At 37.5% G+C, this 15,458-nt stretch carries 15 protein-coding genes and 1 other RNA gene; all 16 read left to right on the top strand.

What is annotated here, in order from left to right:
- Positions 1–46: 46 nt before the first annotated feature.
- On the top strand, positions 47–778 hold the full coding sequence (locus T429_RS0100425) for a 3-deoxy-manno-octulosonate cytidylyltransferase (RefSeq protein WP_005774115.1): 732 nt from the start codon (positions 47–49) through the stop codon (positions 776–778).
- Complete coding sequence (locus tag T429_RS0100420) at positions 775–1,638, top strand: prephenate dehydratase (RefSeq protein WP_005774116.1); 864 nt, start codon at positions 775–777, stop codon at positions 1,636–1,638. The genes T429_RS0100425 and T429_RS0100420 overlap by 4 nt, the downstream gene beginning before the upstream one ends.
- Before the next feature lie 501 nt (positions 1,639–2,139).
- Positions 2,140–2,544 (top strand): hypothetical protein, encoded by a 405-nt coding sequence (locus T429_RS0100415; RefSeq protein ID WP_005774117.1) that lies wholly within the window; start codon positions 2,140–2,142, stop codon positions 2,542–2,544.
- Positions 2,545–3,049: 505 nt separating this feature from the next.
- Positions 3,050–3,147: signal recognition particle sRNA small type (gene ffs, locus T429_RS10140), an RNA gene on the top strand.
- Between the two features lie 221 nt (positions 3,148–3,368).
- Positions 3,369–5,309, top strand: coding sequence for a DNA polymerase III subunit gamma/tau (locus T429_RS0100410; protein ID WP_005774118.1), 1,941 nt, complete (start codon positions 3,369–3,371; stop codon positions 5,307–5,309).
- Between the two features lie 14 nt (positions 5,310–5,323).
- A complete protein-coding gene (locus tag T429_RS0100405; RefSeq protein ID WP_005774120.1) occupies positions 5,324–5,647 on the top strand; it encodes a YbaB/EbfC family nucleoid-associated protein in 324 nt (107 codons plus the stop codon).
- A gap of 32 nt (positions 5,648–5,679) precedes the next feature.
- Positions 5,680–6,285, top strand: a complete 606-nt coding sequence (recR, locus tag T429_RS0100400) for a recombination mediator RecR (RefSeq protein WP_005774121.1) — start codon at positions 5,680–5,682, stop codon at positions 6,283–6,285.
- A 49-nt stretch (positions 6,286–6,334) separates the two neighbouring features.
- Positions 6,335–7,363, top strand: a complete 1,029-nt coding sequence (locus T429_RS0100395; protein WP_005774122.1) for a YeiH family protein — start codon at positions 6,335–6,337, stop codon at positions 7,361–7,363.
- Between the two features lie 376 nt (positions 7,364–7,739).
- Positions 7,740–8,426 carry a tRNA (adenosine(37)-N6)-threonylcarbamoyltransferase complex dimerization subunit type 1 TsaB gene (gene tsaB / locus T429_RS0100390; protein WP_005774123.1) on the top strand — a complete coding sequence of 229 codons (687 nt, stop codon included), beginning with the start codon at positions 7,740–7,742 and terminating at the stop codon, positions 8,424–8,426.
- On the top strand, positions 8,426–8,917 hold the full coding sequence (gene rimI / locus T429_RS0100385; protein ID WP_005774124.1) for a ribosomal protein S18-alanine N-acetyltransferase: 492 nt from the start codon (positions 8,426–8,428) through the stop codon (positions 8,915–8,917). Before tsaB ends, rimI begins: the two co-directional genes overlap by 1 nt.
- A 31-nt stretch (positions 8,918–8,948) precedes the next feature.
- Positions 8,949–10,325: a tRNA (N6-isopentenyl adenosine(37)-C2)-methylthiotransferase MiaB gene (gene miaB / locus T429_RS0100380; RefSeq protein ID WP_005774125.1), complete on the top strand. Its 1,377-nt coding sequence runs from the start codon at positions 8,949–8,951 to the stop codon at positions 10,323–10,325.
- A 129-nt stretch (positions 10,326–10,454) separates the two neighbouring features.
- Complete coding sequence (locus T429_RS0100375; RefSeq protein ID WP_005774126.1) at positions 10,455–11,591, top strand: PhoH family protein; 1,137 nt, start codon at positions 10,455–10,457, stop codon at positions 11,589–11,591.
- Positions 11,588–12,079: an rRNA maturation RNase YbeY gene (gene ybeY, locus T429_RS0100370; protein WP_005774127.1), complete on the top strand. Its 492-nt coding sequence runs from the start codon at positions 11,588–11,590 to the stop codon at positions 12,077–12,079. The genes T429_RS0100375 and ybeY overlap by 4 nt, the downstream gene beginning before the upstream one ends.
- 84 nt (positions 12,080–12,163) lie before the next feature.
- Positions 12,164–13,189 carry a hemolysin family protein gene (locus T429_RS0100365; protein ID WP_005774128.1) on the top strand — a complete coding sequence of 342 codons (1,026 nt, stop codon included), beginning with the start codon at positions 12,164–12,166 and terminating at the stop codon, positions 13,187–13,189.
- Positions 13,152–14,786, top strand: a complete 1,635-nt coding sequence (lnt, locus tag T429_RS0100360) for an apolipoprotein N-acyltransferase (protein ID WP_078674178.1) — start codon at positions 13,152–13,154, stop codon at positions 14,784–14,786. The genes T429_RS0100365 and lnt overlap by 38 nt, the downstream gene beginning before the upstream one ends.
- Before the next feature lie 149 nt (positions 14,787–14,935).
- Positions 14,936–15,349: a helix-turn-helix domain-containing protein gene (locus T429_RS0100355; protein WP_005774131.1), complete on the top strand. Its 414-nt coding sequence runs from the start codon at positions 14,936–14,938 to the stop codon at positions 15,347–15,349.
- The last annotated feature ends 109 nt before the right edge of the window (positions 15,350–15,458 follow it).

The raw sequence follows: 15,458 nt of genomic DNA, 5'->3' as shown, positions 1-15,458 counted from the left end.
CACACAACATCATAAATGCATCACAGACGACATTTGGAATCTTGCAATGGCTCTTGAACCGATTATCCTTATTCCTGCCCGTATAGGCTCAACCCGCCTTCCCCAAAAAGCTCTCGCTGGAATCGGTGGAAAGCCAATGATTGTTCATGTCGCAGAACAAGCCAAAAAAGCAGCAATAGGGCGTACAATCGTTGCAACAGATCACAATGATATTGCCAAAGTCGTTGCAGAGTATGGACATGAATACCTCATAACACGCAGTGATCATAAGTCTGGATCTGATCGTATTCATGAAGCTTTAATGCGTATTGATCCTGAACAACGCTACAATGCTATTTTAAATATACAAGGTGACCTCCCAACGATCATGCCACATGAAATCATCAGTGCACTACACCCTTTAGAAAATAGCTTTACTGATATCGCAACCTTGGGGGCTCAAATCATTGAGGAAGATGAAAAAAGAGATCCCAACGTTGTCAAAATCATTGGAACACCGCTTTCTCAAAATCGCCTTCGTGCTCTTTATTTCACTCGTGCTACAGCTCCTTATGGAGAGGGGCCTCTTTATCATCATATTGGAATATACGCTTATCGGCGCGAAGCACTTGAGAAATTTGTATCATTCAAACCCTCTACACTCGAGATGCGTGAAAAACTTGAACAATTACGGGCTTTAGAGCATAATATGCGTATCGATGTGGAAATAGTCGATACGATTCCTTTAAGTGTAGACACACAACGTGATCTTGATAGAGTACGTAAGATTTTAGCATGAAAACACTCAAAAAAACCAATAAAATCTCTTTCCAAGGAGAATATGGTGCTAATTCCCATATTGCTTGCTCCAATATGTTCCCCAATATGGATGCTGTGCCCTCTGCTACTTTTGAAGACGCCCTTAATTTGGTGGAAAATGGGAAAGCTGATCTTGCTATGATCCCTATTGAAAATACTCTTGCTGGACGCGTTGCGGACATTCATCATCTTTTACCACAATCATCACTTTATATCATTGATGAATATTTTTTGCCTATCCATTTTCAACTTATGGTTTTGCCCGGCGTTACCCATGACGAAATTAAAACCGTCCACAGTCATATACATGCCCTTGCACAATGTCGAAAAATCATACGAAAAAACGGTTGGAAACCTGTTGTTTCTGCTGACACCGCTGGTGCTGCAAAATTTATAAAAAAAAGTGCTCAACGTTCACAAGCAGCCTTAGCCCCTATGATCGCAGCAGAACTCTACGAGCTTGATATCCTTGAAAGAGATGTTGAAGATAACCCTCATAATATTACGCGTTTTGTCATTCTTTCGCGTTCTCAACAGCACGTGCCTATCCCCCAAAATGGCGAAAAAATCATCACAAGTCTTCTTTTTCGAGTGCGCAATGTCCCCGCTGCTCTCTATAAGGCTATGGGAGGATTTGCAACAAATGGTATCAATATGACAAAATTAGAAAGCTATCAAATTGGTGGAAACTTCAATGCAACACAATTCTTTGTTGACCTTGAAGGACATCCTGAAGATCCAATGATGAAACTTGCCTTAGAAGAATTGTCTTTCTTTTCTGAAGAACTTCGTATTATCGGTACTTATCCAGCACAAAACGATCGAACATCGTATATATAAAAGCAACAAAACCACCATCATTTCTCGCTGACATCGAAGAACATCCTAAAAATCCTATAGCAATGTGTCTTGAAGAAACTCGTTTTTTTTACGCTCAACGCACTTCATCATGAAACTAAAGAAAAAAAGAGGAACACCATCCGATAATAGAATATATAAATTGCTTTGATAATAATATCCTTTGGAAATTTACATTATGATAAACAGCAATTCGACATGTACAAAGCTATGAGGAAGCTTCTTAAAACAATCTATCATTTCCTCTAGCCGTTTATTCCCATAAAGATGACGAACTTTTAAATTAGCTCATAAAAACAATTTAACTTATGATTAGAGTATATTAAGATAATAAGTCTTTAAATCTCTTGAATTTAGATAATTTTCAACGTGCTTTTTATAAAGCGAGAAAATGCTTTTTAACCCTGTTTTTTTGAATTCCGTTTGAATTTTCCTATTTATAAAAACTGATTTATGATTCTTTTGTTAAAAAAGGAGAAGATAATGCAAAAAATCTTCACGCAAGGATTATTAGCTGCAAATATTCTCGCCTACTCTAGTATTGCATTTGCTGGACTTGGTGAGTCTGTATGGGATTTTAAGCCAAATGAAACTGTTACAATTGGTGCACCCGATGAAATACAGCAAGGTGCTGAATATGGGTGCAAAGCATTTAAACCCGAAAAAGTATCCTTTACTTTATCATACTCATCTGCTTCTGATGCAAACGGGCTATACATTGCTGCAGATGATGAAAAGAAAATAACACATGATAAAGAACATAAAATCTTTACGATCAAAGATGTAAAATCCCTCGATATAGGTTTCCCTGGATCAGGATATTATACTTTTAAAAATATTACTAAAGAAAGAGTTATTGGTCTAGATTGTGAAGCAGGGGATTTTTAATAATATTTTCAACAATATCTTAGCGTTACGTAGATGTATAAAAAGGCTTAAAGTGAGGTTTTTTCGAAATCGGGCATGTAAATCATTAACGCTCAGTTTTTGAAAAATTCAGCTTTTTGCTTATGGAATAAAAACGATATCATAAAGTTAAACCATCAAGAAAAACAAATTTCAAAAAGGCTGAAGATTGGACAACTTTTGTAAATTATGAAATTGTTTATTATATTTTCATTATCAGAATGACTGGTTTGTATGAGACTATCGTATCTGTCTGCGCCTTGAAACCTCTCAAAATTGCTACACGCTATATCGTATATAAACAGAGAAATAAAAAAGCTTTGTTCATGGCAAATCAGTGGAGGAGTTGTTTCTGAAAATTTAAATCTCCATTACTTTTTGTTGTCTATAATACAAGAATGAAGTTCAAAAGAAAAATTCTTATGTTTGTGTTATATTTTTTGTTTCTGAGCTTGATTTTTCATTTTAAATGGACAATATGAACTTGGGAGGTTGGTGGTGGACGAACTACTCGCCAACTGGGTCAGGTCTGGAAAGAAGCAGCCCCAACGAGTTCTGGTACGGGTCATCGTGCCGGCCTCCTTTTGCTGAAGGGATTATTTTTATGCTATGTTTTAGCAAGGTATTTAATCTTTAGAGCATCATTTGTATGCAGCATGTAAAGGGATGTGGTTATTTTTAAGCAAATATCCCATAAGAAATACATTGATTGAGAAAAAATCCTTTTATATGAGAGTACAGTATTGACCTATGCTTTGTGTATGATCAAAATGTACGCATAAAAAATTTCAAAGTTGGAAACATTCATGGAAAATGTGCCGGCAGAAACAGCCTATCGTGTTCTTGCTCGTAAATATCGACCTCAAAACTTTTCTGATCTCATTGGTCAAGAAGCGATGGTGCGTACTCTTACCAATGCCTTTGAAAAAGGTCGTATTGCGCAAGCATGGATGTTAACAGGGATTCGTGGTGTAGGTAAAACTACAACAGCACGTATTTTAGCACGTGCACTCAATTATAAAACAAAAGATATTGATCAACCAACAACGGCCTTGGAATCTCTTGGTGAGCATTGCACACAAATTATCGAAGGACGTCATATTGATGTTATAGAAATGGATGCCGCTTCTCATACCGGCATTGACGATATTCGTGAAATTATTGAACAAATACGCTATCGTCCTGTTTCTGCGCGCTATAAGGTTTATATCATCGATGAAGTCCATATGCTCTCAACGCAAGCCTTTAATGGTTTGTTGAAAACGCTTGAAGAACCACCATCCCATGTGAAATTTATTTTTGCCACGACAGAAATTCGCAAAGTTCCCATTACAATTCTTTCACGTTGCCAACGTTTTGATTTGCGACGAATTGAATCAAAAGCTTTGAGTGCGCATTTGCGTAAAATTGCGAAGTATGAAAAGGTCGAAGTAGAAGATCAAGCATTCTCTATGATTGTTCGTGCTGCAGAAGGCTCTGCACGTGATGCATTATCCATTTTTGATCAAGCTATTGCCCATAGCAATGGCAATGTTACTGCCACCGCAGTGCGTACAATGTTAGGATTAGCGGATCAAGCACGTATTATTGATCTCTTTGAATTTATCATGAAAGGCGATGTTGTCCATGCTTTACATGAATTACGAAGCCAATATGATGCAGGCGCTGATCCTCTAACGATATTAACAGAATTGGCCGATTTTAATCATCTGGTCACACGTTTACGTTTCACACCAGAAATAGTGGAAGATTTCTCACTAACTGAAGAGCAACGTTTAAGAAGCTTAGACTTTTCAAAAAAACTTTCCGTTCCTGTTTTATCCCGAAACTGGCAAATGTTGCTCAAAGGCATACAAGAAGTTAATCAAACTGCACGTCCACTGCAAGCAACAGAAATGCTTTTAATTCGTCTTGCACACACAGCTGATCTCCCCACTCTTGATGAAGCCTTAAAAAAACTTACGCAGGAAAAAACACCTCTCACGCTTGTTTCAAATTCTTCTCATCAAGAATCGATAAATGCAAATAATACAACAAAAGAAACAACAGCTGATATCCATGCTTCCTCAAGCATTTCACATACATTACCAAATCAGACAGATTTAAAAACATCCTTGCAAGACCAATTAGACCACTCCTTAAAACTAGAAAATTTTGTTAAAAATCAAAAACCTGACAACACCAACACCCAAGAAATAATAGAACCTCTTGAAACGTCTCAATCGACTAAACTTTCTGAAAAGAGTGCAAATTTATCGCAGTCTGTCACGCAAATAATAGGAGAGATTACTGAACCTAAACCCCTCGTGATTAATTCTTTACACGATATTGTTAAATTAGCCGAACAGCATAATGATGTACCTTTCAAACTCCTTGTTAAAGAGTTTGTTCATCCCGTTTCCTTTGAAACTGGGCATATTACTTTAAGACTTTCTGAAAATACCCCACAATTTCTTGCTCATGATATCGAAAAAAAAATCTCTCAATGGGCTAAAAAACGCTATGTGATAACTTTTGTTAATGAAGGCGGCGGTCCAACCTTACAGGAAGAAAGTGTTGCGATTCAAAAGACTCTTTTTTCCAATGCAGAGACAGATCCGGATATCGCAAAAATCCTCAACCATTTTCCAGAAGCAAAAATTGTCGATATACGACTTAATCGAGAAGAAAATGATCTTGATTTACCCCCCGATACCTTTAAAAATACTGATCTATTTGAAAATGAAAACGATAGCAATGATGAATAAGGATACCTATTCCTATGCGTGAAATGATGAGTATGATGAAAAAAGCCAAAGAAATGCAAGAGAAAATGCAGAAAATTCAGGAGGAAATGGCTAATCTGCAAGCTACCGGCACTGCAGGAGGTGATCTCGTCAGGATCACTTTAAATGGCAAAAATGTTATAACAGCCATTCAAATTGATCCTTCATTACTTAAACCTGAGGAAACTGAGATTCTTGAAGATCTCATTATGGCGGCTTATAATGAAGCAAGAACAAAAATTGACAACGCACTAGAAGAAAAAACCAAAAGTATGACAGCAGGGCTACCGCTCCCGTCAGGCTTCAAGCTTCCATTTTAATAAAACGGTTTTTTCCCCACGGGATAAAATACATGTCTAAATACATTGCAGGCCCTGAGATTGAGCGTCTCATTCAGATTTTAGCAAGGTTGCCAGGTCTTGGACCACGTTCAGCGCGTCGTGCTGCGCTTCATCTTATTAAAAAAAAGGAAACTTTGCTGGAGCCTTTAGGAGCAGCAATACAAACAGCGATAGAAAAAGTCGGCATTTGTTCTGTTTGTGGCAATGTCGATACTATTGATCCTTGTTCAATTTGTACAGATCCGCGACGTGATGATACAACAATCATTGTTGTTGAGGATATTGCTGATCTGTGGGCTTTAGAGCGTGCAAAAACTCTCGCCGCACGTTATCATGTATTGGGTGGACGCCTCTCCCCTTTAGATGGAATAGGTCCTGACGAACTCAACATTGCCACCTTAATACAACGTGTTGTACAAAACCCAATCACAGAGATTATTCTTGCTGTTAATGCGACTGTCGAAGGACAAACAACCGCTCACTACATCACCGATCAGCTTTCCAATTTTTCAGTTAAAATTACGCGACTTGCTCATGGTGTTCCTGTAGGAGGAGAGCTTGATTATCTTGATGATGGAACTTTAGCAGCGGCTGTACAAGCAAGAACAAATCTTTAAAACTTTTTACTTTGAACCTTTAGCTCTTTAATGATGGGGAAATATTCAAATGCTAAAGAAAAACCTCTCACTTTTAAACAACTTTGGTCCTGGTATTTTAGTATGTTTACTCATATCAGCTTTGGCGTATGGTTTAGAAGTCCTAGAAAAACAGCTTTTTGGGCAAGCATGGCTTGAAAGTCTTGTCTTAGCAATTCTCTTAGGGTCTGTTACCCGTAGTTGTTTTACGATGCCAACCTATTTTCAAAAAGGTATCACTTTTTGTGCCAAAACACTTCTTGAAGTTGCTATCGTCCTTCTAGGAGCAAGTATTAGTATTCATGCCGTTCTTTCCGCTGGTTGGAGTTTACTTGCAAGCATTGTATTCGTTATATTTGTAACCATTATTCTTAGCTTTATCATCGGGCGAATTTTCGGGCTTTCTAAACATTTGGCAATGCTCGTTGCTTGTGGAAATGCTATTTGTGGGAACTCAGCCATTGTTGCCGTTGCCCCTGTCATTAAAGCAAAACATGAAGAAATTGCTGCATCAATTGCTTTTACAGCTCTTTTGGGAATTCTTATTATTTTATGTCTCCCCTTTGCACATCCACTTCTAAATTTATCCTTTAATCAATATGGTGTGCTTGCTGGCATGGTTGTTTATGCTGTACCACAAGTTTTGGCGGCTACTGCATCTGTCTCTTTTGCCAGTGTTCAAATTGCAACCATTGTTAAATTGGTACGCGTTCTCATGTTAGGCCCTCTTATTTTTGCCCTGTCACTCATCTATCGTCGATCAGAGCAAATCCACTTTCGTTGGCATACTCTCGTTCCATGGTTTATTATTGGTTTTATGATGATGATGTTGGTCCGCTCGAGTAATCTTATCCCCGAAACAGCTCTCAATCCGATCAAATTTATTGCTCAATTGTTCACGGTCATTTCAATGGCCGCATTAGGACTAGGTGTTGATATTCGTTCATTAAAAAAAGCAGGATGGCGCGTTATTTTGGCTTCGACTTGCTCTATCATTATTCTCGGTATTTGTAGCCTCATCATGATACAATTGAATGATTTAAATCATATAACATTTTGAAATATTTTTGTTTCTTTTTTCAACAGAACATGTGATAAACTCAGACAATTGCCAACATTATTAAAACAGCTCTTTCATTTAAATAATCCTTTCTTAAATGATTTTATCTATACACTGACTCTGCTTATGATATGTAAGAGAATGATTTTGATTTATGGGTTTAAAGTGAACATAGAAAAAATAATTTATCATTGTAAATCAAATTGTTAACAATCAAAAAATAAGGATCAAATCAACATTTCGTCTTATTCCATAAAAAGATATTGTTGCTTATTGGCACTAGCAACTTTCATACAAATGAACTATACAACGATAAGAAAGATTAAAAATACCGTAGATTTTTTTGTCTATCGTTTTATTCAATTAAAATATTTTTATGCTTATTCTTGCTATCGATACTGCTTCAATTTATTGTGCTGTTGCGCTCATTCATCATAAGTCTGTTATTGCGCGTATCGATGAGCGCATGAATAAAGGGCATGCTGAAAGACTTATTGGGCAGATTACACAAATAATGACACAAGCCAATATGACGCTTGATCAAGTTGAGCGTATTGCTGTCAATGTTGGTCCTGGATCGTTTACTGGTGTGCGTGTTGGTGTTGCCACAGCACGCGCTTTGGCATTAGCACTTGAAATACCAGCTGTTGGAGTAAGTGCACTTGAAGCGTTAGCCGCACAAGTCACAACCCGTAAAAATACTGCATCAGCAATTACTGTTGTCATTGAAGCAGGGAGAGGGATGTTCTACCATCAAGATTTCCATAAGGATCTCACTCCTTTAGGAGAACCAAAATTACAAACAATTGAAAATATCCTCGAAGATTTGCCCAAAAAAACCCAACTGACTGGCCCAGCGGCTGATATCATTGAGAAACATATTAAAAACCATAAAATAAACGAAAAAATTGTCTTGGAAAAAATCCCTTGTGAAGCAGCAGATATTGTAAACTATGCTTACCTTTCTGCAAACAAACAACCACAAAATTCGCCTCGCCCCCTCTATCTACGCAGCGCTGATGCAAAACAACAAACCAATTTTGCTTTACCACGAAAAAAATAATGTTTAAATTTTCATTAACAAAAAAGCGTTTTGGAATTGCTCCACTAGACGTTAAGGATAGTGCTACTCTTCACCAAATTCATCAACATTGTTTTACCCCAGCTTGGGGGGAAAAAACTTTTGATACCTTTTTAACAGATCACTCTATCTTCGGATACAAAGTCTTTCTTATTAATCAATCTGATCAAATTTTAGGCTTTTGCCTATGCCGTCTCATTCTTGATGAAGCAGAAATCATCACAATTGCTGTCCATCCTTATTATCGTCAACAAGGAATTGGTACCCTACTTATTGATCATACAATTCGCCATCTTCACGATAAGTGCGCTATAAAATTATTTTTGGAAGTAGAATCCACAAACCTTTCTGCTTTAACGCTTTATCAACGCTTTGAATTTCAAAAAATTTCTGAACGTCTTTCCTACTACCCGTCAAAAAATGGTCGTGGTGATGCAATTATCATGCAAAAAACTTTTAAGCAAAGAGATTGAGATTTGTATAAAAAACATTTAGACAAGCACTATGAATAAAGTAAATCCTAAAAATACATCTCCTGCTGCTCCTAAAAAGGTTTTTATCAAAACCTATGGGTGTCAAATGAATGTTTATGATAGCCAGCGGATGACTGATAGTCTTAGTGCGCAAGGCTATGTGACAACACAAACGCCTGATGATGCCGATCTTATTCTTGTCAATACCTGTCATATTCGTGAAAAAGCAGCAGAAAAACTCTACTCTGATCTTGGTCGTTTACGTGTTATGCGTCAAGAGCGAACGCCTGATAAACCCTTGACAGTTGGTGTAACTGGTTGTGTTGCACAAGCTGAGGGAAGTGAAATCTTGCGTCGTGCTCCAACAGTGGATCTCGTTATTGGTCCGCAAATGTATCATCGCTTACCAGAGTTTTTAGAAAAAGCCAAACAAGGTAAAAAAATTATTGAAACAGATTATGCTGTTGAAGATAAATTTGCTCATTTGCCGCCTCATAATAAACGTGCAGTAAGAAAACGGGGTGTTAGCGCATTTTTAACAGTACAGGAAGGGTGCGATAAATTTTGCACTTTTTGTGTTGTTCCTTACACACGCGGTGCTGAAATATCGCGTTCTGTCGAGCAAATTACCGAAGAAGCCCGTCAACTCATTGAAGCGGGTGTTAAAGAAATTACGCTGCTTGGACAAAATGTTAATGGTTGGCATGGACAAAGTGCAGATGGCAAAACTTGGCGTCTTGGTGATCTTCTTTATCATCTTGCAAAACTCGATGGTTTAAAGCGTTTGCGTTACACAACCAGCCACCCCCGTGATATGGATGATAGTCTTATTGCCGCGCATCGAGATCTTGATATGTTAATGCCTTACTTGCATCTTCCCGTTCAGTCAGGTTCAGATCGCATCTTAAAAGCAATGAACCGCCAACATAAAAGCTCTTATTATCTTCATATTATCGAAAAAATTCGGGCTGCACGGCCAGATATTGCCTTTTCAGGTGATTTTATTGTAGGGTTTCCAGGGGAAACAGATGAAGACTTTGAAGAAACCATTAAGCTCATTCAACAAGTGCAATACAGTTCAGCTTATTCTTTTAAATATTCCCCCCGTCCTGGAACAGTAGGAGCTACAATGAAAAATCATGTTGATGAAGCTGTCAAAGATGCCCGACTTCAACATTTACAAGTTCTCCTTCTCGAACAGCAAAATACATTTTTGCGTTCTAAAATTGGTCAAAAAGCGGATGTTCTTATCGAAAAACCTGGACGTCACTCAGGACAAATGGTGGGGCGTTCCCCTTGGCTTTTACCTGTTGTTGTGGATACAGATGCTTCTACAGGCTGTGTGGTAACAACACATATTAAAAATGTAAGCTCAAATAGTTTTGTCGGTGAAGTGACAAATAGATAAATAGGCCTCTACCATCTTGTTAACAATAAAGATTTTGGAAAACTCTTTTATTTTCAAAGAAAATAATTACATCTAAAGCATAAATTTTTATGAAAGAAAATTTGCCTTTTATAAAATTCACTCAAAAAAATGTGTAATATTGATGTCGATATGGAGAATAAGCTGAAAGCTTCAACTGAAAAAATAAATGCTGACATTGAAAAAATTGATCGCTTGGAACGAAAAAGCGCTTCAGATACGAGTCAAGTTGTTTTGATTTTCGAAAACAATCAATATGCAAAAGCGGTTTTTGGTAAATTTGACGAAAATCTTGCTTATATTGAAAAAAAACTTAAACTTAGTATTCATCCGCGTGGTAATGAAATCTTAATCCATGGAAATATTTCTGTTATAAAACGTGCGCAATATGTATTGCAGCAGCTTTATGAGCGTGCCAAAACAGATCAAGAGCTCACTTTATCAGATATAAAAGGAGTGATTGCTATGGCGAATATACCACAGAAGGAGAAAGAAAACACAATAACACACAAATCTGCAACGAAACGTATACCAGCACGGTTGAGTACCCATAAAAAAATAATTCATGCAAGGACTCCAACACAAGATGCTTACATACGCGCGATGGAGCATGCTGAACTTGTATTTGGCGTAGGACCAGCGGGAACAGGAAAAACGTATCTTGCTGTTGCACATGCTGCAATGCTTCTAGAACGTGGTATCATTGAGCGAATTATTCTCTCACGTCCTGCTGTTGAAGCTGGAGAACATCTGGGGTTTCTTCCCGGTGACCTTAAAGAAAAAGTCGACCCCTATTTACGACCACTTTATGATGCTCTTTATGATATGATGCCAGCAGAAAAAATAGAACGCATTTTAGCTTCTGGTGTCATAGAAATCGCTCCTCTTGCTTTTATGCGCGGACGAACACTTGCTCATGCTGCGGTTATTCTTGATGAGGCACAAAATACGACACCGATGCAAATGAAAATGTTCCTCACACGTCTTGGAGAAGGAACACGTATGATTGTTACCGGTGATGTAAGCCAAATTGATTTGCCTATAGGGCAAAAATCAGGTCTCATTGAAGCAATCCGTATTCTTTCAAATGTAGAAAATATTGCCATTGTGCGCTTTGATGAAAAAGATGTTGTACGCCACCCGCTTGTTGCTGCTATCGTTCATGCCTATGATCGTGATTCTGAAATACAAAATAAAAAAAAATCACGCGTATGCAATACATTAAAAAATGAATTTGATTCATCATGATTATTATTGATATAATGGTTAAAAGCGCAGGGTGGAATGATGAGAAAATGCTTTATAATATCACCGAAAAAGCATTAACGATGACGATGCATCATGTTTCATTGGAAAATGTTGTAAGCGAGATTAGTTTGCTTTTTACGGATGATGAACATATGACACAAATCAATGCACAATGGCGGGGTAAAAATAAATCCACCAATGTATTATCCTTTCCGGCGTTCCCAATTAAAGCAGGAAACCCTCCTGGTCCTATGCTGGGTGATATTATTATTGCCCGAGAAACTGTTGTTCTCGAAGCAGAAACACAAGGAAAAACATTTCAAGACCATTTAACGCATATGATTGTTCATGGTATCTTGCATCTTCTTGGCTATGACCATGAAACCGATGATGAAGCACATCAAATGGAAAAGCTCGAAAAAGAAATTCTTCAAAAGCTCTCCATAAAAGATCCTTACGCTGAGTTATCTATAAATGATAAAATTTAACTTTTAAAATCAATATGACGAGCATACCATTTAAAACCTCTCATTCACCTATCATAAAAAGAAAGTTTAGAAGATTTTAAAACCATGGCAAACAAAATAAATGCACAAAATAACAATCAAACATCTTCTAATAATGAAAAAGATCCCTCTCAACAGACCAATCATACAGAAAAATATTCTCTGATGAATCATTTGTTTTCATTCTTACGCGGCCGTAATTGTGCATCTACGTCACTGCGCGATGATCTTACCGTTGCGCTTACAACTAACAATGAAAAAGATACCGCCCTCTTCTCACCTGAAGAACGTACGATGCTGCATAATATTTTACGCTTGCGTGAAGCACGCGTAGATGATGTTATGATACCGCGTTCTGAAATTGAAGCATTGGAAATAAATACCTCGCTTGGAGAAGCCCTTAAATGTTTCGCAAAAATTGGTCATTCTCGCATCCCTGTTTATGCTGAAACTTTAGACGATCCACGCGGCATGATCCATATCCGCGATATTCTTAACTATATGACTCGCTTTATTATTAACTCTACAAAAACCGAACAGAAATCCGATTTGCTTCCATTAAACCATACAGATTTACATACCCCCATCGGTGAATTGGATTTGATCCGAACTGTTCTCTTTGTTCCTAGTTCTATGCTTGCAAGCAAATTATTAACACGGATGCAAACCACACGAACGCAAATGGCTTTAGTTATTGATGAACATGGGGGAACAGATGGTCTCGTTTCAATGGAGGATATTGTTGAATTGGTCGTTGGTGATATCGAAGATGAACATGATCATGTTGACAATGCAATCGTACGCGAACACAATAATAAGTGGCTTGTTGATGCAAGAACCGAATTAGAAGATGTAGAGAAAGCTCTTGGACCTGATTTTATCGTAGGGGAATATGGTGATGAGGTTGATACTATTGGTGGTTTAATTGTCTCCATTCTTGATCGTATTCCTGCAAAAGGTGAAATTGTCGAAGCTGTTCCTGGCTATAAATTCCGTATTTTAGAAGCTGATAAACGCCGAATTAAGCGATTGCGCATTTTTCGCATTCCAGAAAATGAAAATTTTGAAAACAATGCCATCTCTAAAGAATAGTCGAGCGTTTTTAAACAATTTTATCGTTTTTTTGTTCTCTATTACCGGCTGGAAGCGACAAGCATGGATATTTCTATGTGGTGCTCTTACTTCCCTTGCACTGCCACCCTTTTATTTAACACCTCTGTGCTTTCTAACTTTTCCCATTTTTATCGTTTTAATTGACTCAATACAGTCCTCTCCAAACAATAAAAAACATTTTTTTATCTACGCTTTAAGCTGTGGAACTTTTGGTTTTAGTTATTTTATTTGCGGACTTTGGTGGCTCTGCAATGCTTTGTTGACAGATCCAGATTCTTTTGGTTGGGCGATCCCACTAGCCATTTTATTTCCTCCTCTCTACCTTTCTCTGTATTGGTTTTTTTCTGGTTTTATTATCGGTTTATTATGGACAAAAGGAATAGCACGCTTTTTCGTTTTAGCCTTTGCCTTAGGATTGGCCGAGTGGTTGCGTGCGTTCTTATTCACAGGATTTCCGTGGAATGCTCTTGGCTATACAGCCATGCCAACCCCGATGTTCATGCAGTCTGATGCAATCGTAGGACTTTACGGAATGAATATTCTTGCTGTCTTAACCTACAGTTTACCAACAGTTTTACTCACTGATGAAAAAAAGAAAGCAGCACTTTTTCTTTGCTTAGCACTTATATTCATTCACAGTGGTTTTGGATTTTATCGTCTCCATACGATAGAGAATACAACTGAAGATCAAAAGAGCAATTATTGGGTTCGCATTGTTCAACCTTCGATCCAACAAAATATAAAATTGCGCGATAATACACGAGAAGCTATATTGGAAGCGCATATGAATCTGAGTGCAACACCAATAACTGATAAAAATCCAGAACCCGATTTTATCGTATGGCCTGAAGCATCTGTTCCTTACCTTCTCTATGATAACTCATCTGTCACAATGCATATTGCCTCTCTTTTGAAACCTAAACAATGGGCTATTATTGGAGCAATACGCACCAGTGATGATATCCCTCATTCCCAAACACAATATTTTAATACTATTGCAGTCATTAACGCTCAAGGTAACATTTTACACACTTCCGATAAACTTCATTTGGTCCCTTTTGGTGAGTATCTTCCCTATCAGAATTTATTGGAAAAAATTGGATTACGTATTCTCACTGATAATATTGGTGGATATAGTGCTGCGCATGTGCGCAAAACTGTCACAATGCCAAACGGATTTTCTTATCTACCGTTGGTTTGTTATGAAGCAATATTTCCTCATGAAATGACTTTTAAAGGTTCCCCGCCTCAAGCAATCGTTAATGTTACAAATGATGCATGGTTTGGTGTATCACCAGGACCCTATCAACATCTTCAACAAGCACAGCTTCGTGCCGTTGAACTGGGAATTCCCCTCATACGAGCAGCCAATAATGGAATATCAGCTGTTATTGATTCTTATGGACGAATCGTTGTAGCTCTTCAACAAAATGCTGTGGGCATTATTGATTCAAAAATTCCATCAGCCATTACCCCTATAGGAAGCAATGAATACAGAACTTTCGCTACTTTTATCTTATTCATCCTTATGCTATTGTGTCGTATTGGTTTTGGTTTTACAAAACAGCTTAAATGATTCAAGTGCTCCTTGTACGGTATTATGTTGCGTTTACCAGTAATATTGGGAAAAAATATTACATATTATTTTAATTGTATGATAAACCAACTTCGCATAAATCTGATGTTGGTTTAAAAGAAAAGTGCTGGAAATTAAAGAGTTGCATTATGACCGAAACTAGAAAAAAACCTGACCCTATCGATATCTATGTTGGAACTCGTATCCGTTTACGTCGTAATATTTTAGGACTTACTCAAGAAAAACTAGGTGAAAAATTAGGAATTACTTTTCAGCAAATTCAAAAATATGAAAAAGGAACAAACCGTATTGGTGCCAGTCGTCTTCAAGCGATAGCAGAAATTATGGATGTTCCTGTTTCTTACTTTTTTGATAAAGGTCTTACCTCTCAGCAAGTAGAGGGTTTTGCTGAAAGTGATCACAATTTTATGGACTTTTGCTCCAGCAGCGAAGGTATCCAGCTGATGCGGGCTTTTACGAATATATCTGATGCTAAAGTGCGTCGAAAAATCATTGACTTGGCAAAGGCACTGTCTGAGGAAGATTTGACAGATAAGCTATAAAATTAAACTTATATTTTTTCTCTCTTATTCATATAAATTTGCATTGAAGATTTGCTGTGGAATTGGCAAACCGTAGAAGCTTTAGTAGGCAATTAATTGAATGATTGGT

Source organism: Bartonella elizabethae F9251 = ATCC 49927, assembly GCF_000518165.1.
Lineage (GTDB): Bacteria > Pseudomonadota > Alphaproteobacteria > Rhizobiales > Rhizobiaceae > Bartonella > Bartonella elizabethae.
Note: the sequence above shows the minus strand (reverse complement) of the source record. Positions and strands in the feature narration are given on the sequence as shown.